Annotated in this window: 17 protein-coding genes; 6 read left to right on the forward strand and 11 right to left on the reverse strand. The window is 59.2% G+C overall.

Translation table 11 applies throughout. The features are described from left to right. Nucleotides 1-14 precede the first annotated feature (14 nt). From EDF61_RS00795 to pdhA, 7 genes are all read right to left on the reverse strand, one after another. Nucleotides 15-1,658: an ABC transporter ATP-binding protein gene (locus tag EDF61_RS00795; protein WP_105657255.1), complete on the reverse strand. Its 1,644-nt coding sequence runs from the start codon at nt 1,656-1,658 to the stop codon at nt 15-17. 3 nt (nt 1,659-1,661) lie between these two features. Beyond that, nucleotides 1,662-2,684: an ABC transporter permease gene (locus EDF61_RS00800; protein WP_286134154.1), complete on the reverse strand. Its 1,023-nt coding sequence runs from the start codon at nt 2,682-2,684 to the stop codon at nt 1,662-1,664. Beyond that, complete coding sequence (locus tag EDF61_RS00805; RefSeq protein ID WP_105657254.1) at nt 2,677-3,603, reverse strand: ABC transporter permease; 927 nt, start codon at nt 3,601-3,603, stop codon at nt 2,677-2,679. The genes EDF61_RS00800 and EDF61_RS00805 overlap by 8 nt, the downstream gene beginning before the upstream one ends. A 190-nt stretch (nt 3,604-3,793) precedes the next feature. Next, nucleotides 3,794-5,425 carry a peptide ABC transporter substrate-binding protein gene (locus EDF61_RS00810; RefSeq protein ID WP_105657253.1) on the reverse strand — a complete coding sequence of 544 codons (1,632 nt, stop codon included), beginning with the start codon at nt 5,423-5,425 and terminating at the stop codon, nt 3,794-3,796. A gap of 196 nt (nt 5,426-5,621) precedes the next feature. Next, nucleotides 5,622-6,971 carry a dihydrolipoamide acetyltransferase family protein gene (locus EDF61_RS00815; protein WP_105657252.1) on the reverse strand — a complete coding sequence of 450 codons (1,350 nt, stop codon included), beginning with the start codon at nt 6,969-6,971 and terminating at the stop codon, nt 5,622-5,624. After that, the gene (locus tag EDF61_RS00820; RefSeq protein ID WP_105657306.1) at nt 6,971-7,960 is read right to left on the reverse strand and encodes an alpha-ketoacid dehydrogenase subunit beta; all 990 of its coding nucleotides are present in this window, start codon (nt 7,958-7,960) and stop codon (nt 6,971-6,973) included. Before EDF61_RS00820 ends, EDF61_RS00815 begins: the two co-directional genes overlap by 1 nt. 14 nt (nt 7,961-7,974) lie before the next feature. Continuing rightward, on the reverse strand, nt 7,975-9,090 hold the full coding sequence (gene pdhA / locus EDF61_RS00825) for a pyruvate dehydrogenase (acetyl-transferring) E1 component subunit alpha (RefSeq protein WP_105657251.1): 1,116 nt from the start codon (nt 9,088-9,090) through the stop codon (nt 7,975-7,977). A gap of 150 nt (nt 9,091-9,240) precedes the next feature. On the opposite strand from pdhA, the gene EDF61_RS00830 reads away from it, so the two are divergent. Beyond that, on the forward strand, nt 9,241-9,714 hold the full coding sequence (locus EDF61_RS00830) for an Lrp/AsnC family transcriptional regulator (protein WP_105657250.1): 474 nt from the start codon (nt 9,241-9,243) through the stop codon (nt 9,712-9,714). A gap of 85 nt (nt 9,715-9,799) precedes the next feature. Here the strand turns inward: EDF61_RS00830 and EDF61_RS00835 are convergent, their stop codons facing one another. After that, on the reverse strand, nt 9,800-11,425 hold the full coding sequence (locus EDF61_RS00835) for a monocarboxylic acid transporter (protein ID WP_133833001.1): 1,626 nt from the start codon (nt 11,423-11,425) through the stop codon (nt 9,800-9,802). Next, nucleotides 11,426-11,770 (reverse strand): DUF485 domain-containing protein, encoded by a 345-nt coding sequence (locus EDF61_RS00840; RefSeq protein WP_105657248.1) that lies wholly within the window; start codon nt 11,768-11,770, stop codon nt 11,426-11,428. It abuts the gene before it with no gap. Nucleotides 11,771-11,967: 197 nt separating this feature from the next. Between EDF61_RS00840 and EDF61_RS00845 the strand changes: the two genes are divergently transcribed. The 4 genes from EDF61_RS00845 to EDF61_RS00860 all read left to right on the forward strand — a co-directional run bounded on the left by EDF61_RS00845 (nt 11,968) and on the right by EDF61_RS00860 (nt 15,788). Next, a complete protein-coding gene (locus EDF61_RS00845) occupies nt 11,968-13,149 on the forward strand; it encodes a sensor histidine kinase (protein WP_105657305.1) in 1,182 nt (393 codons plus the stop codon). Nucleotides 13,150-13,178: 29 nt separating this feature from the next. After that, nucleotides 13,179-13,895 (forward strand): LytR/AlgR family response regulator transcription factor, encoded by a 717-nt coding sequence (locus EDF61_RS00850; RefSeq protein WP_133833002.1) that lies wholly within the window; start codon nt 13,179-13,181, stop codon nt 13,893-13,895. Nucleotides 13,896-14,020: 125 nt separating this feature from the next. Then, a complete protein-coding gene (locus EDF61_RS00855) occupies nt 14,021-14,320 on the forward strand; it encodes a DUF485 domain-containing protein (RefSeq protein ID WP_286172046.1) in 300 nt (99 codons plus the stop codon). Beyond that, nucleotides 14,313-15,788 (forward strand): sodium/solute symporter, encoded by a 1,476-nt coding sequence (locus tag EDF61_RS00860; protein ID WP_388023966.1) that lies wholly within the window; start codon nt 14,313-14,315, stop codon nt 15,786-15,788. The genes EDF61_RS00855 and EDF61_RS00860 overlap by 8 nt, the downstream gene beginning before the upstream one ends. Here EDF61_RS00860 and EDF61_RS00865 read toward each other — a convergent pair. Further along, nucleotides 15,785-16,735 carry a DMT family transporter gene (locus EDF61_RS00865; RefSeq protein ID WP_105657244.1) on the reverse strand — a complete coding sequence of 317 codons (951 nt, stop codon included), beginning with the start codon at nt 16,733-16,735 and terminating at the stop codon, nt 15,785-15,787. The two genes, EDF61_RS00860 and EDF61_RS00865, sit on opposite strands and share 4 nt — an antisense overlap. A gap of 39 nt (nt 16,736-16,774) precedes the next feature. Here EDF61_RS00865 and EDF61_RS00870 point away from each other — a divergent pair, with 39 nt between their 5' ends. Further along, nucleotides 16,775-17,278, forward strand: a complete 504-nt coding sequence (locus EDF61_RS00870) for a MarR family winged helix-turn-helix transcriptional regulator (RefSeq protein ID WP_105657243.1) — start codon at nt 16,775-16,777, stop codon at nt 17,276-17,278. Between the two features lie 104 nt (nt 17,279-17,382). Here the strand turns inward: EDF61_RS00870 and EDF61_RS00875 are convergent, their stop codons facing one another. Further along, a complete protein-coding gene (locus EDF61_RS00875; protein ID WP_105657242.1) occupies nt 17,383-17,955 on the reverse strand; it encodes a DivIVA domain-containing protein in 573 nt (190 codons plus the stop codon). Nucleotides 17,956-18,101: the final 146 nt, after the last annotated feature.

Raw genomic sequence — 18,101 nt, forward strand, 5'->3', positions numbered from 1 at the left:
GGATTTCCGAGCTGCTAGATCAGCGAAGCTCCAGGGATCGCAGCCAGCAGGTTGCGGGTATATGCACTCTTTGGCGCATCGAAAATCTCGTCCGTCGTTCCCTGTTCGACGATCTTTCCGTGTTCCATCACGCATACGTTGTCCGCGATCTGGCGGACTACAGCCAGGTCGTGGGTAATGAACAGGTAGGTAAGGCCCATTTCGCGTTGCAGCTCATCAAGCAGCTCAAGCACCTGGGCCTGCACCAGCACGTCCAACGCCGAAACAGCCTCATCGCAAACGATCATTTCCGGCTGCAAGGCCAGAGCACGCGCGATCGCGATGCGCTGGCGCTGTCCGCCGGACAGCTCGTTCGGGAAGCGGTGCATGGTGGATGCCGGCATGGAAACCTGATCCAGCAGTTCCTTGACCTTCTTCTCCCGTGATGCCGCGTTACCAATACCGTGAATGCGCAGTGGTTCTTCGATGGTTCGGAATATCGAGTACATCGGATCCAAGGATCCGTACGGATCCTGGAAAATCGGCTGGACACGTCGGCGGTACTTGAACAAGTGCTTCTCGCTCAGGTTGCCAATCTGTTCGCCATCAAAGATGATCTCGCCCTCGGTCTTGTCCAACAGGTTGAGCACCATCTGGGCGATGGTGGACTTGCCGGAACCGGACTCGCCTACCACGGCGGTGGTGGTGCCCTTGGGGATCTCGAAGGACACGTTGTCCACCGCGGTGAACTTCTCCTTCTTGCCGAACCCCTTGCGGATATCGAAGACCTTCGTCAGGTTGCTGACTTTCAGCAGCGGCTCGGCCTTGCCCGGAATTACCTCATCAACAATCGCCTCGTGCTTGTCTCCACGCTGTGCTGACAACGATGGAGCCGAGTTGATCAGGCGCTGGGTGTACGGGTGCTTGGGGTTGCGCAGAATCTCCAGCGCTGGGCCATATTCGACGACACGCCCCTTGTACATCACGACGACCTTCTCGGCACGCTCTGCTGCCAAGCCCAGGTCGTGGGTAATCAGCAGCACGGCGGTGCCCAGTTCACTGGTCATGGTGTCCAGATGGTCCAGGATCTGCTGCTGCACGGTGACGTCCAGTGCGCTGGTTGGCTCATCGGCAATCAGCAGGCGCGGGCGGCAGGCCAGGCCAATGGCGATCAGCGCACGCTGACGCATGCCACCGGAGAATTCGTGCGGGTACTGCCTCGCACGCGTCTCCGGATCGGGCAAACCTGCATCGGCCAAGACCTGGGCTACACGCTTGTTCGGGTTATCCCCCGCCAAGCCGTTGGCTTTCAGGGTTTCCTTGACCTGGAACCCGATCTTCCAGACCGGGTTCAAGTTGGACATCGGATCCTGCGGAACCATGCCAATATGGTTGCCGCGCAGCTCTACGAATCGCTTTTCGCTCGCTTGGGCGATGTCCTCGCCGTCAAAAAGAATCTGGCCGGATGAGACCTTGCCGTTGCCGGCCAACAGGCCGATAGCAGCCAGTGCCGAAGTTGACTTGCCGGAACCGGACTCGCCCACGATGGCCACGGTTTCCCCGGGCATCACGGTGAAGTTGGCGTCGCGCACTGCGTGCACTGGACCGTCAGGAGTGGAGAAAGTGATCGCCAGGTCCTTGACTTCCAGCAGAGGCTTGGGAGTTGCACTCTGAGTCATTGCTTAGGCTCCCTTCCGGGCCTTCGGATCCAGTGCGTCGCGCACTGCATCGCCGAGCATGATGAAGCTCAATACCGTTACCGAAAGGAACAGTGCTGGCCACATCAGCATGGTCGGGTTATTGCGCAGCTGGGTACGTGCGGAGGAAATATCGTTGCCCCAGCTCATGACGTCTGGCGGAAGCCCGACGCCCAGGAAGGACAGCGTGGCCTCGGCAACGATGTATACGCCGAGGTTCACCGTGGCAACAACAATGATCGGTGCCAACGAGTTCGGGATGACGTGCTTGACCAAAGCGCTGAACTTGGACAGGCCCAACGCGCGCGAGGCCTTCACGAAGTCCGCGTTGCGGGCCTCGATCACTGCGCCGCGGGTAATGCGTGCCAGCTGCGGCCAGCCGAAGATCGCAAGGGTGATGATAACCGTCCAAACGCTTCGGTTTTCACGGAAGGCAGGAAGCTGCATCACGATGATGGCGCCAAGGATCAGCGGCAGCGCGAAGAAGATATCGCCCAGACGAGCCAGGATGGTGTCGATCCAGCCGCCGTAGTAGCCTGCCAGCGCGCCAATGGCACCGCCGAGCAGCACCACGATGAGGGTAGTGAATACGCCTACGAGCAGCGAAGCACGCGTGCCGTAGATCGTACGGGCGTAGATGTCGCAACCCTGCAGGTTGAAGCCCATGATATGTCCTTGGCGTGCTGGCTCATTGGAATTTTCCAGCAAGCATGCCTGGTTGCCAGTCGGATCAATGGACGTGAACAGCTGCGGGAACGCAGCTACAACCACGACGGCGATGATCAGAAGCGTGGAGATGATGAACAGCGGCTGCTTGCGCAGTGAACGCCATGCTTCAGCCCACATGGACAATGGCTTGCCGGTTTCCTTGACAGAATCCACCGCCTGCAGCGGAGTCTCCTCCAATGGGGCCACGTAGTGCTCAATTTTGTACTTGGAAACTTTGCCGGCACGGGTGTTTCGGATGGGAAGGCCGTCTTCGGGATTAAAGTTCTGGTTCTCAGGCATAACGGATCCTTGGGTCAAGCAGTGCGTACAGCATATCCACGATCAGGTTGGCGATCACGAAGACGATCACCAAGACGCCTACAACGGCAACCACCGTCGGGGTTTCGCCCTTCTGGATTGCCTGGTAGAGCAAGTGGCCGACACCGGGGACATTGAAGATACCCTCGGTAACAATGGCGCCGCCCATGAGTGCGCCCAAGTCGGCGCCAAGGTAGGTCACGACTGGAATCAGCGAGTTGCGCAAGATGTGCACGGTGACAACGCGGTTGCGGCTCAGGCCCTTGGCAGTTGCGGTGCGCACATAGTCAGCGGTTTTGTTCTCAATGATGGAGGTACGCGTCAGTCGCAAAACGTAAGCCAGAGAAACGAGTCCCAGGACCAAGGCCGGCAGGATCAGTTCGCCCCAGGTTGCCGAACCGGAAACGGTTGGCTTTGCCCATTCGAGCTTGACTCCGACCACGTACTGGAGCAGGAAGCCCAGTACGAAGGTTGGAACTGCGATGACCAGCAGCGATGCGATCAGGACGGTCGAGTCGAACAATTTGCCCTTGCGCATGCCGGCGATGACGCCGAAGATGATGCCGAAGACAGATTCGATCAGCAACGCCAGTATCGCCAGGCGTGCAGTGACAGGGAATGCTCGTGCGAGCATCTCCTTGACTTCTTGGCCCGAGAATGAAGTTCCCAGGTCCAAAGTCACCAGGTTCTTCAAGTACAGGCCGTATTGGACCCAAAAAGGCTTATCCAAGTTGTATTGCGCAGTTAGGGCCGCTTGGGTGGCATCACTCATTGGCTTGCCGCCGGAGAGTGCCGCGATTGGGTCACCGGGAGTCGCGAAAACCAAGAAGTACACCAGCAAAGTAGCACCGATAAACACCGGGATCAGCTGCGCGATTCTCTTCAGGGTAAAACTTAACATGCTTGCATCTCACCTCGAGACACATGAGGGCACAAGGCCATTTTTATCCTCTTTCCGTCGATAAAGTAATCGACGTTTATTTTTGCGAGGCAGGACGGACACGCCAAAGGGAGACCCTGAGCTGCTCGGATCTCCCTTGACGAGTTTTCAGCTTCTATTCGCTCTGATTAGGCCGAATGCTGAAGGAAACTTATTTGCCAGTGATTTGCTGGTACATAGGAACACCGTTCCAGCCGAACTCAACGTTATCCACGTTTTCGCTCCAACCACCCTGAACTGCCTGGTACCACAGCGGGATAGCCGGCAGATCCTTGAACAGGATTTCCTGTGCTTCGTTGAAGATCTTCGCACCCTCAACAGGATCCGTGGCGGACAGGCCCTCGGTCAGCTTGGCGTCGAATTCCTTGCTGGAGTACTTGCCGTCATTCGAACCAGCCCCGGTACCGAATAGTGGACCAAGGAAGTTGTACAGCGATGGGTAGTCGGCCTGCCAACCGGTACGGAATGCACCGGTCATCTCGTAGCTGGTGACCTTCTCGCGCAATTCCTTGAAGGAGCTGAATGGCTTGGCCACGGCGTTGATGCCCAGGTTGCTCTTCAACTGGTTGACGACAGCTTCGACATATTCCTTGTTGCCAGCGCCATCAACGTTGTAGCCGACGGAGAATTCATCGCCGGAGTCCCACTTGCTGATTGCATCAGCCTCTTCCCACAGCTTCTTGGCTTCAGCCCCGTCGAAGTCCAGGACTTCGCTGCCTGGAACCTCTGCGTTATAGCCTTCAAGTACCGGTGCGGTGAAGTCGTCGGCCTTGATCTTGCCGCCGTTGTACACCTTGTCGATGATCAGCTGGCGGTCAATGGCGCGGGAGATCGCTGCACGGCGGAGGTTGCCCTCTTCACCCTGCTTGAAGTGCTCCAGGTAACCCGGAATGGTAATGGTTGCGTTGCCAGCGTAGGGCGAGTTGATCGAGCGGTCGCCCAGATCAGTCTCGTAGGAAGCCAGCGAGCTTGGCGGGATCTGGTCCAGCACGTCCAAGTTGTTGGACTGCAGATCGCTGTACGCCGAGTCGGTGGACTGGTAGACCTTGAAGTCGATGCCGGCGTTAGCCGCCTTGCGTGGTCCGTCGTAGCTCTCGTTGACGTCCAGCTTCAGGTTCACATCGTGGTTCCACTCGGTCAACGTGTATGGGCCGTTGCCGATTGGCTTTTCGCCAAAGGCCTTTGGATCCTCGAAGGCCGCTTCAGGCAACGGCATGAACGCCGTGTAGCCCAAGCGCAGCGGGAAGTCGGACTCAGGCTGGGACAGCTCGACGGTGAAGGTGGTGTCATCCACTACCTTCAGGCCTTCCATCTCTTCCTTCTTGGAGCCTTCCTTGTTGACCTCATCGAAGCCCTTGATGGATTCGAAGAAGTACGAGTTCAGCTGTGCGTTCTTTGCCGCGGCGCCGAAGTTCCAGGCATCCACGAACGAAGCAGCAGTTACTGGGGAACCATCCGAGAAGGTATGTCCGGCCTTCAGCTTGATGGTGTAGTTCTGGGAGTCTTCGGTTTCGATGGACTCAGCGAGTTCATTGACCGGAGCGCCCTTTGCGTCATAGCTGACCAAACCGGTGAAGATCAGGTCCATTACGCGGCCGCCGCCAACTTCGTTGGTGTTAGCCGGCAGAAGGCCATTCTGCGGTTCGGTGGTGTTTGCGGTGACGACGTACGAGCCGTCACCTTCGCCACCGGCGGTTTCATTGGAACCGCCGCCACAAGCGGACAGGGTCAGCGCCAAGGCTGCAGATAAAACGACAGCCTTAGATGCGTGCGAGTATCGCATCCTATTTCTCCTCAACAGATCGTTGCTGCTTCTGCATTTCGCAGAGCCGTGCAGGCAAGCGTGAGCTATAGCACGTAGTGAATGAGATTACATCAAACATTGCGAAACAACCAATGAATAGTCATGAAAGCAATGCTTGAAATCGGGTTACTCACCCGGCTGAAATAACTTCAGCCGGGTCAGTTTTTATTTAAGCTCAAATAAAAATATTCATCATTCCGGGGTCTTCCAATACCGAGCCGACACCTGCGAGGAACTCGCTTGCTTCCTTGCCGTCAACCACTCTGTGATCGAAGGACAAAGCCAAAGTCATGGTATGGCGAAGGGCAACTTGGTCTTGGTATTCCCAAGGCCTTCGTTTCACTTGGCCTAATGCCAGGATTCCAGCCTGCCCCGGAGGTAGAATCGGGGTCCCGGCATCCACGCCGAAAACCCCCACATTGGTAATGGAGAATGTGCCACCGGTCAATTGGGCTGGTGACAACGTTCCTTCGCGGCCCTGGAGAATAATCTCGCTGAGTTCAGTTGCCAATACGGGCAACGTCTTGGCTTGGGCATTTTTCAGCACCGGAACCAGCAAGCCGCGGTCACTTGCCACAGCCATGCCCAGATTCACTGACCCGAACTCAATGATTTCGTCAGCCTTTTCATCCCACGTCGAGTTCAGCGCAGGATAAGTCTTCAGCAATCTCGTCACCACGAGCGCCGCCAACGTTGTGATGTTGAGTTTCCGGTCCTTCAGCAAGCGATGCGAACGCATTCTTTCCACCAACGCCATGGATTCGGTGACGTCAATAGTGAGGAACTCGGTGGCATGCGGTGCAGTAAACGCCGACTGCACCATCGCTTTGGCTGTGGCTCTGCGGACGGCGGTGATCTTCACATGGCGGTCCACATCCGGCGAGGACGCTGGCTCATTTCCCCTTGCCGATGAGGTGCTGGTACCTACGGAATCGATGGCCTGCTGAACATCCCTACGCAGCACCAGCCCACCCTCGCCGCTGCCGGCGAGCGCCGAAATATCGACTCCATGATCGCGTGCCAGCTTGCGTACGGGCGGTGTGCATCGAGTCGTCTCATGTTGCTCGCGCTCAGGACTGGCCGGCGCGGCATCCGGTGCGGATGCAACTGGTTCCGCCAATTGCGCCGCTCCCCCGTTGCGGGAGCCACGAGCTTTTCGCGTTGGACGGTTGCCGGTGTCTGCCGGGGCACCGTAGCCAACGAGGGTTGGGGTGCGCTCGACGGCCGCACTTTCCCCATGATTTCCGGGACCTGCTGCTGGCGGCTGCCCGCCGGAAGCGCCTGGCTCCTGATCAAAAGTGACCAGCGGACCGCCAACCTGCACTGTTTCACCTTCGGTGGCATGCAGAGCCTGAACGAAGCCGGCATACGGCGAGGGCAGTTCAACCACTGCCTTGGCGGTTTCAACTTCGGCAATGATCTGGTTGAGCGCAACATGCTCGCCAACCTTGATTTTCCAATTCAGCACCTCGGACTCGGTGAGCCCTTCGCCGAGGTCCGGGAGTTTGAATGTGTGGGCGGTCATCACTTGGCAGCTCCTTCGGTTGCCTCGTTGTGGCGCATCACGGTATCAACCGCGTGCATCACTCGATCCAAATCGGGCAGGTGGTGGCTTTCGAGCCGCGATGGCGGATACGGAATATCGAATCCGGTGACGCGCAATGGGGCGTGCTCCAGATAGTCGAAGCAGCGCTCGGTGATTTCGGCACAGATTTCTGCACCGATACCGCTGGTGCGGCTGGCTTCATGGACTACAACCAGCTTGCCGGTGCGCTTGACGGATTCGGCCACGGTGTCGATATCCAACGGATCCAGGGTGCGCAGGTCGATGACCTCCAGACTGGTACCTTCATCTTCTGCGGCCTTGGCCGCATCCACCAAGGTGTAAGTGGTCGGGCCATAGCCGACCACGGTGACATCTTCACCGGGTCGGATGATCTTGGCCTTTGGCGATCCGTCTGGCGTTGGAGCCAGAAGTTCAGCTGTGCTTTTCTCGTGGTAGCGGCGCTTCGGCTCGAAGAAGATGACCGGATCATCGCAATCGATGGCCTGGCGCAACATGCTATAGGCATCTTCGACACTTGAAGGCGCGAAGACGCGCAGACCGGCGGTGTGGGCGAAATATGCTTCCGGCGATTCGGAGTGGTGCTCCGGTGAACCGATTCCTCCGCCGTAGGGAATTCGAACTGTCACCGGCATCTTCACACGGCCCCGGGAACGGTAATGCAATTTAGCCAGCTGGGATACTAGCTGGTCAAAGGCCGGGTAGGTGAAGCCGTCAAACTGGATCTCCACTACTGGGCGATAGCCTCGGTAGGCCAGGCCGATGGCGCTGCCGACAATGCCGGATTCTGCCAGCGGGGTATCGACGACGCGGTGCTCGCCGAATTTGGATTTCAGGCCATCGGTGACCCGGAAGACGCCGCCGAGGGTTCCGATGTCTTCACCAAGCAGGATGACTTTCTCGTCCTCGTCCAGGGCATCGTGCAGCGACTTGTTCAGCGCCTTGAGCATGGTGGTTGCCACAGTTACTCTCCACCTTCAAAATCTGCCAAGTAGTCCAGATAGTTCTTGGCTGCGCGTTCGGTTGGTTCGTGCTTCTCGGCATATACATTGGTGAACAGCTCTTCCACCTTGGGGTCCTCCATGGTGGTGATCGCGACGCGAAGCTTCGCGGCCAGATCATCGGCTGCGTTCTGGGCACGCTGCTCGTAGGACTGCACATCGGCACCCATCTCATGCAGGTACTTCACCAGGCGGTCGATAGGGTCCTTGGCTTTCCACTCTTCGAGCTGCTCGCTCTTGCGGTAGCGGGTTGGATCATCGGCGGTGGTGTGCGACCCCATGCGATAGGTGACCGCTTCAATGAAGGTTGGGCCCAGGCCGTTGCGCGCGTGATTCAGGGCGGCCTTGGTGGCTGCGTAGACTGCAAGGATGTCATTGCCATCCACCCGCCAGGTCTTCAGCCCGAAGCCGTGGGCACGGTCGGCAATCTGGGTGCGGCTTTGCAGGTGGACTGGTTCGGAAATGGCCCACTGGTTGTTCTGGCAGAAGAACAGCACTGGCGCCTGGTAGCTGGCGGCGAAGACCATGGCTTCGCTCACGTCGCCCTGGCTGGTGGCGCCATCGCCAAAGTAGGCCACAGAAACTTGCTTGCCCCCGTCGAATTTGATTCCCATTCCGTATCCGGCTGCGTGCAAAGCCTGGGAGCCAATGACAATCTGCTGGCAAGCAATATTGACTTCATTCGGATCCCAGCCGCTAGCCTGGGCCCCGCGCCACACGCTGAGCAGATCTTCTGCTTTCACTCCCCTGGCCCATGCGACGCCATGCTCGCGGTAGGAAGGGAAAATGAAGTCATCCGCTTCGGTGGCGCGGACCGAGCCGATTTGTGCGGCTTCCTGGCCTAGCAACGGGGCCCAGAGTCCCAGCTGGCCCTGGCGCTGCAATGCGGTGGCTTCATTGTCCATGCGGCGCAGGACCACCATGTCGCGAAGGAAATCTGCAAGGTCCGCTTCTTTGAGGTCCTTCAGATAATGGTCAAGTTCTTCGTCCGGGATTCGTTTCCCGTCGACGTTCAGCAGCTGATGCGTGGGTAGGCATCCGGCGGCTACGTCAATGTGCTGTGTGGACACGATCGGCATCCTTACTCTCACGTAGTCGGTTGCGGGTTTTCATTCACAAACACCGCTTAATGTGATGCTACTCACGCAAGGCAGGATGCACAATGGTGTTTTTGGAATTAGAGCAAAACGCACTGTTTATGAGAACCGGTCAGTGCTAACGTGCACATTATGCTACTTCTGGACACTACCGACCGGCGCATCCTGCTGGCCCTCTCGACCGCAGCCAAGCGCACCGGCTCGGCTATCGCCACGGCTTTGAACCTCGGGCGAAATACCGTGCAGACGCGGATGACCCGCCTGGAGAATGAAGTTCTTGATTCCATTGACCGCCGCATCCCGCCCGAAGTGCTGGGCTACGGGCTGCTTTCCTTTGTCGAGCTGCATGTTGAGCAACGCCATCTCGGGGACATCGCCGCCAAGCTCGAAGCCATCCCCGAGGTGCTTGAAGCACACGGGCTCACCGGCTCTGCCGACATCTTGGTGCGGGTAGCGGCCAAAGACGCCGAGGAGCTGTTTCGGGTCCATGGACAGCTGCTGCATATAGACGGAGTGAATCGTGCCGACTCGGCACTATCCATGGCCGAGCTCGTCCCCTATCGCACCACCGCTTTGCTTCAGCACTCGCTAGCCGACAACGCGTAGCACTCAGGGCAGCAAAAAAGTTCCGGGAACCAGCCTGCTGGCTGGTTCCCGGAACTTCGCTATTGAGTTTTATGTATTCTTCGCCTTAGTGGTCGACTGCCTTCTCGGCACCGACACCGGTCAGCGAACGAACTTCCATTTCCGCCTGCTTGGTAATGTCCTCGAAACGCTTGTCGGTAACCGAGCCCAGCCAGCCTAGGAAGAAGGCCAGCGGAATGGAGACGATACCCGGGTTAGCCAGCGGGAAGATCACCATATCGATGCTTGGGATCATTGCGGTCTCCGAGCCCGAGAACACTGGCGAGAAGATGATCAGCAGCAAAGCCGAACCCAGGCCGCCGTACATGGACCACACTGCGCCGCGGGTCTTGAAGCCCTTCCAGAACAGCGAGTACAAGATGGTTGGCAGGTTAGCCGAAGCGGCCACCGCGAAGGCCAATGCCACCAGGAAGGCCACGTTCTGCCCCTGGGCACCGATGCCGCCAGCGATAGCGAAGACTCCGATAACCAAGACCGTGCGGCGGGCAATCTTCATTTCCTTCTCTGGAGTGGACTTGCCCTTGGCAATCACCGACGCGTACACGTCATGGGCGAAGGATGCCGCCGCGGTGATGGTCAAGCCCGCCACCACAGCAAGGATGGTTGCGAAGGCCACTGCAGAGATCAGGCCCAGCAGCACTGTGCCGCCCAATTCGTAGGCCAGCAGCGGTGCCGCAGAGTTCACGCCGCCTGGAGCCGCCTGGATTCGATCCGGGCCAATCAGTGCACCGGCGCCGAAGCCCAGCACCAGGGTGAACAGGTAGAAGGCGCCGATCAGCCAGATAGCCCAGACGACGGACTTGCGGGCTTCCTTCGCGGTAGGAACGGTGTAGAAGCGCATCAGCACGTGCGGCAGGCCGGCGGTGCCAAGCACCAAGGCCAGGGCCAGCGAGATGAAGTCCAGCTTGGCAGTTTCAGAAACACCGTACTTCATGCCCGGATTCAGGATCTCAGGGTTGCCGGCTACTTCAGCTGCCTTGCCCAGCAGGTCGGAGAAATTGAAGCCGAACATGGCCAGCGTCCACACGGTCATGATCAGCGCGCCGGCGATCAGCAGGCAGGCCTTGATGATCTGCACCCAGGTGGTGCCCTTCATGCCGCCAACCAGCACATAGAGGATCATCAATGCGCCAACGATAACGATCACCAGCGACTGTCCCAGCTTCTCGTCAATACCCAGCAACAGGGAAACCAGCGCGCCGGCGCCAGCCATCTGCGCCAGCAGGTAGAAGACGCACACTGCCAGCGTGGAGATGGCCGCGGCGATGCGCACCGGACGCTGCTTGAGGCGGAAGGACAGCACATCGGCCATGGTGAATTTGCCGGTGTTGCGCAGCAGCTCCGCAACCAGCAGCAAGGCAACCAGCCAAGCAACCAGGAAGCCGATCGAGTAGAGGAAGCCGTCGTAGCCCTGGATGGCGATAGCGCCAACGATCCCCAGGAAGGAGGCTGCCGAGAGGTAGTCACCGGCAATTGCGGTGCCGTTCTGCGTTCCCGTGAAGGAACGGCCGCCTGCATAGTAATCCGCAGCGGTCTTGTTGTTCTTGGAGGCGCGGAGCACGATCACCATGGTGACGCCCACGAAGGCCAGGAAGATGGCGATATTGACCAAGGGGTTGCCGACCTGGGTCGACTCTCCCGCGGCCTGGGCCAGGATGCTGAGCTGGTTCATTTAGTTCACTCCCTCGCTCTCTAGGCGTTCACGGATTTTGGTTGCCTTGGGGTCGAGCTTCTTATTCGAAAAACTGACGTAGGCCGCGGTGATCGCGAAGGTCGACACGAACTGCAGCAACCCGAGAACAATACCCATGTTGATATTGCCGAGAACCTTGATGGACATGAAGTCGTGGAAGTAGTCGGCTAGCAGCACATAGGCGAAATACCAGACGAGGAAGAAGACTGCCATCGGGAAAACAAAACTGCGGTGGGTCTTTCGCAGTTCCTGGAATTCCTCGGATTGGCTCTCCTTGACGAAATCAACGTCAGCAGCGACGCCGTGTTCCGGGTTGGCACTCATGATGCCCTCCTTGAGCGAGTTGATGATGTGACTGGGCGCACATCGGTTTTGTGACTAAGTTCACTATTGGCGATAAACCCGTTGGCGACTAGGGGGCTTGCACAGCTCGTGGCTCAACGGACTGCTTTCTGCGCCCAACGGCGCAGCATGGCGCGCTGAACGGTCGGCAGATCAGGCAGGGCCCTAAGATGGGATACATGTCTCCAGCGCTGCAAGTCACCCTGATCGTCGCCATTGCGATGGTCGGAATCGCTCTTGTCGGCTACATCGGTTTCAGGATTTCCCGCTCCACCAAGGAAATGGGTACCGACGTCGAGGAAGCCACCTACAAGACGTTGCACCACATGTCCGTTGCGGTTCCCCATTTGGAGCGCGGCCTGACTGAGGACGGGGCGGCCAAAAGCGCCAAGGCGCTGCGCAGGCTCTTGAACTGCCAGGTATTGCTGATCAGCGACACCACCCATGTGCTGGCCACCGATGCAGGGGCCGATTTCACCGCGGAACTCGAAGAAGCAGCCTCCAAGGTTTCCAAAAGCGCGCTGGCAACCGGCAAAACCCAGGTAGAACGTTCCTCCGGCATGGACTTCGTGTCCGCGCCGATCACCGTAGGAGATCAAAGCGTGGGAACGGTGACCGCGCTATCACGCAGGGCCGGCGCCAGCTTCGTTCGGGCAGTTTCCGAGGTAGCGGTCTTTGTATCCGCGCAAGTTTCCACCGCCCAGCTCGATGAATCCAAGGCCATGCTGCTCGAAGCGCAGATGCGTGCCTTGCGCGCTCAGATCTCCCCGCACTTCATCTACAACTCGCTGAATGCGATCGCCTCGTTCATCAATACTGATCCCGCTCGAGCCCGTGAGCTGGTCATAGAATTCGCCGACTTCACCCGGTACTCTTTCCGCCGCCGCGGTGAATTCACCACCCTGGCCGAAGAACTGGAAGCCATTGACCGCTACCTGTTGCTGGAAAAGGCCCGTTTCGGTGAGCGCATCAAGGTCTCCTTGCAGATCGCTCCCGAGGTGCTGCCCACGCAAATTCCCTTCCTGGCCTTGCAGCCGCTGGTTGAAAACGCGGTACGCCATGGACTCGAAGCCCGGCCAGATGGCGGAGTCATCTCCATCACGGCCACCGAAGACGGAATGCACGCAGTCATCAGCGTGGAAGATGACGGCATGGGCATGGATCCCGAGCAGCTGTCCAGTGTGCTAGCTGGCGATACCCCGAATATGCACGTAGGCCTGCGCAACGTCGACCTGCGCATGCGCCAGCTCTACGGCAATTCCAATGGACTGGTGGTGGAGACCGCGCCGGGGGCCGGAACGCTGATCACTTTGCGTGTCCCGAAGTTCCGTCCGCCCAACACGATCACTTCCGATGCATAGAAAAATCCAATAAACGGTAGAATTTTCGCATGATTAACGTGGTGGTCGCCGATGATGAACTTCCAGCGGTAGAAGAAATCGCTTTTCTGCTCAGCCAGGATTCCCGCATCGGGAAAATTCACCGCGCCACCTCTGGTGCCGCGGCGCTGAAGGCGCTGGAGGAAAATACTGTCGACGCACTTTTCCTCGACATCCACATGCCGGCTTTGTCAGGCCTGGACATTGCCGGCGTCATCTCCCGGTTCACCAATCCCCCACTGATTGTTTTTGTCACCGCCGATGAAGATCAAGCGCTGCAAGCATTCGAGTTGGCCGCCATCGACTACGTGCTCAAGCCCATTCGCCCGCAGCGCCTGGCCGAATCCGTTCGCCGCATCTGCGAGCTGGTCGAGGAGACCCCTGCCAAGCCGGAAATGATCACGGTGGACCAGGGAGGCATCACCAAGCTGATCCCTCGGGCGGATATCGCCTACGTTCAAGCCCAGGGAGACTACGCCCGGCTGCACACCAAGGATTCGAGCTATCTCATCCGGGTTCCGCTCAACGATCTGGAACAGCAGTGGGGCGAGTCCGGTTTCGTTCGGATCCACCGTTCCTACCTGGTGTGCATGGATAAGATCGAAACCGTTCGCTTGCAGACCGGCAAGGCCGCTGTGCTGGTCAACAGCACCGAACTTCCGATTTCTCGTCGCGCGTTGCCATACCTGCGGGAACGCTTGGCTGCCAACCGCGTCCGCCCGCTGTAGGAAGCTGCTGGCCTTCCGTGGAGCACCTTCCCCAAGACAACAGCCGGCGAGAGCCCCTCATGCCCGGACGTTTCGCTGAGCAGCGTCCAAAACGCGTGCGTGTCCAGGCTCCGCAGGATGCATCCTTGACTGTCTCCCCCGACCGTCCCGAGCACACAGCAGAAGAATTCTATGTTCGCCAGCTGATCCGCTCCCAGCTGCGGCTGGCCTGTGCCGTCGCGGCGGGCCTGCTGGCGATGCTGGTAGGCATCAGTGCATTGCTCGTCTTTTGGCCGGTCTTCGAGGACATCCACCTGCTGGGCCTGCCCCTGCCATGGTGGGTTTTGGGCATCGGCATGTATCCACTGATCATCGTGGCCGGAATGCTCTACAACAGGGCCGCGGGACGCAATGAAGAACGGTATCGGAGCATCAGCCGTGGCTAGCCTGCTGTCCGTTTCCTCCCTGGTGATCGTTTGCCTCACCACCATGCTGATCGCCTTCCACGGCCTGCGCCTGTCCCGTACAACTTCCGACTTCTACGTAGCTTCACGCACCGTACGCCCGTGGTGGAATGCCTCTGCTATTGGCGGCGAATACCTGTCGGCGGCTTCGTTCCTGGGCGTTGCCGGACTGATTGTGCTCTCTGGGCAATCAGGTTTGTGGTTCCCCATCGGCTACACCGCAGGCTACTTGATGCTGCTCCTGTTTGTTGCCGCTCCCCTGCGACGTTCCCGGGCATACACAATTCCCGATTTCGCGCAGATCCGTTTCGAAGGCTCGCCGATGCTGCGGAAAATCACCACCTATCTGGTGGTGGTGATCTGCTGGCTCTATATCGTTCCGCAAATGCACGGAGCAGCCCTGACCCTATCCATCGCTACCGGATTCCCGAGTTGGGCCGGTCCGGTCATTGTTGCCGCGGTTGTCTGCGTGACGGTGCTGTCCGGCGGGATGCGCTCGGTGACCTTCGTCCAGGCCTTCCAGTACTGGTTCAAGCTGGCGGCCTTGGTTATTCCCACGATTTTCCTGCTGGGGCGGGCCATCCCCGAGCATTCGGCATCCGGGCATGCCCAGGCCCTGTATGCGCAGCTGGAGTCCGTGAACGCGATGAACCTCTACGAGACGGTATCCATCATCTTGGCATTGCTCTTCGGCACCCTGGGGCTGCCGCATGTGCTGGTGCGCTTCTACACGAACCCCACAGGCCAGGCTGCGCGTACCACCACGGTGATTGTGCTGTGCCTGCTCTCCGCGTTCTACCTCTTGCCGACGACTTTGGGCGTGCTGGGCTTGCTCTACACCCCGGAGCTCGGTGCCACCAATGAAACCGATGCCACCATCCTGCTCTTGCCCGGGCGCCTCTTCGACGGATTCCTGGGCGACGCCTTGACCGCAATTGTCGTCGGTGGCGCATTCGCAGCTTTCCTCTCCACCACCTCCGGTTTGGTGGTATCCCTGGCTGGTGCGCTGTCCCAGGAATTCTTCTCGGGTACCGTGCGGGGCTTCAGGATCTCTACCGTGCTGGCCACCGCCCTGCCCGTCCTGGTCGCGGTGGTGACCAATTCATTGGCCTTGGCGGGCGCCATTGGAAACGTCTTCGCCTTCACTGCATCCACCATCTGCCCGCTGCTGCTCTTGGGCATTTGGTGGCGTTCACTGACCGCTCGAGGTGCTGTTGCCGGACTGCTGGCTGGCGGCATCTCCTGCGGGCTGGCCTTGATGACCGGCGCCTTCCTGCCCCAGGAAGATGAGATCTGGATCCACCTCTTGCGCCAGCCTGCGGCGTGGAGCGTTCCCTTGGCCTTCATGGTGATGATCTTCGTATCGCGCAGCACCAAGCGGAGCGTGCCCGCCAACGTTGAACGCGTCATGGCGTTGCTCCATGTCCCGGACTGGCGGGCGAAGTTCTAGCCAGTCTCCACGGATTCTCCGGCAGGCGCGTCGCGGCCAGATGCTTCGCGTGCCGAAGCTGATCTGCGCCGGGATCCCTTGGCCAGCCCCAGAAGGACTCCGCCGAGAACCAAGCCCATCCCGATCAGGCTTTGGAGGCCGAGGCTTTCCGCTGCCAGCAATGTTCCCAGCAGGACCCCTGTCACTGGATTGAGCAGGCCAATGAGGCCAACTGACGATGCAGGGAGATGGCGCAGCCCGGTGAACCAGGCAAGATAGGCAGCCGCGGTGGCAATGAGGCTGACATAGCCGAAGCCCGCCATCGCCTGCAGGTCAAGCGCAGGGGGTGCTCCATGCACGAACAGCGCGCAGGGGACCAGTACTGCCCCTCCGGCCACCAGCTGCCACGCGGTGACACGGATAATCGGCATCCCTTCAGACCATCGTTTGGTCAAGATGAACCCGGCACTGGATAGGACCATTGCTACCAGCGACAAGACGATCCCCAGGATATCGATGCCGGCCTGTGCATCGAATACCATGATGCCCACGCCGACGAAGCCCAAGAGGGCCCCAACCAAAGGCCAACGTGCAGGACGTTCACCGAGCAATAGCCATGCGAACAGCATGAGCACACCGGCAGAAATCGCCATGGTCGTAGCAGCGACACCCGATGGCAAAAGTTGCGCCACCACGTAGATCAGGGCAAAGAAGGCACCGATATTCAGCACGCCCAGAACCGCGGATTTCCACCACCAGCTGCCCTGCGGGAGTTTCCTGGCTAGCCCCAGCAACACCAAGCCCGCCGGCAATGCGCGGATCGCCGCACCCCAGAGCGCTGAGCCGTCGGGAAGAAATTCCTTGGTGACATAGTAATTGGAGCCCCACGCGATCGGGGCTATCGCGGTCAGTGCTACCCAGCCCAGCGTTCGAAGCCGGTGCCCCGCGGAATTCAAAATATCTTCCATGGAAGATACTTTAGCTTCCTTGGAAGATATAATAAAGGCATGGAGCAAAACGACCACGTATCGCGCATTCAACAGCAGTGGGCAGAACAACGGCCGGATCTCGACCCAGCGCCCCAGGGAATCATCGGCCGGCTGCATCGCTTGGCTAATTACCTGACCGAGGAGCTCTGCACGGTTTATGCAGAGCATGGGCTGACCGAAGCTGAATTCGATGTGCTCGCGGCCTTGCGGCGGGCAGGAGAACCCCACTCCCTGGCCCCCGGCGAGCTGGCACAGCAGACGATGGTGACCACCGGAGCCATGACCAAGCGGCTCGACAAGCTGGTCAGCAACGGCTGGGTCACCCGCGCGCTATCCGGTGATGACAGGCGTGGGCGCCGCATCTCCTTGACGGCTAGCGGCAAGAAGAAAATCGATGAAGCGTTTACCGCCCACATGCGCAACGAAAAGCGCCTCGTGGACCAGCTGGCCCCCGCTGATCGTCCTGCGCTCGAAGAAATGCTGCGAAACTGGTTGGCCCACTATGAACAGACCCGGCCCTAGCCATATGGGCCAGCGCGTCGCCAAGAATGCAAAAAGCCGCGCAGGGCAGCGGGAAGAATTTCCCACTGCCCTGCGCGGCAATGCGTTTGCGCTGGAGACAGCTGCTAGTCGATCGAAGCCATCAGCTCGACCACGCGGTCAAGGAATGCATCGACCTGCGATTCCTCGTAGCCATCGGTTCCCTGCGAAGAGCGGAATTCCACGCGGCGTACGGTGTCAACGGCCATGGGCACGTCGTTCTCGAAATAGTCGATGAGCTGATCGCATAGGCGATCGACATCTTCGATGTTGTAGCTCGACGCGTTGGAACGCGACGGGCGACGGAAACGCTCACCCTTGGCACGGTGCAGGCGGCCACGCAGGATCGCGGCCAGGCGGCCTACCTGCTGCAGCCAGACCTCCTCGCCCTGATGGGCAATCAAGTCGTCGCGCTCGCGCTTGGCAAAGACATCTTCCAAGCGGTCCAGCGCACCATCGACTTCGCGGGCCTGGTACCCGCCCTTCTGCGGCGCAAAAGTGGTGCGGCGGATCAGGTGGCTGGTGACCACACTGTCGTCGTTTCCTCCACCGTTGAAGGTGGCGCGGGCACGGCTCAGGAATGCATCAACTTGCTTTGCATTGTAGCCGAATTCCGAGTCCGGTACGCGGGAAAACGGAGCATCTTGCTGCTGCGACACGACAGTTCCTTTTTCTCTAGAGAGATATCAGTTGGGTACCCCGGTAAGGCGATACCCCTCATATTCTATTGGCTTGGGCCAATAGTTGGCTTAATGGCCACACCAGCCAGTGCATTCCAGTAGAGGATCACACCCGCTGGCGGGAC

Source organism: Arthrobacter sp. JUb115 (genome assembly GCF_004365035.1).
Taxonomy (GTDB): domain Bacteria; phylum Actinomycetota; class Actinomycetes; order Actinomycetales; family Micrococcaceae; genus Glutamicibacter.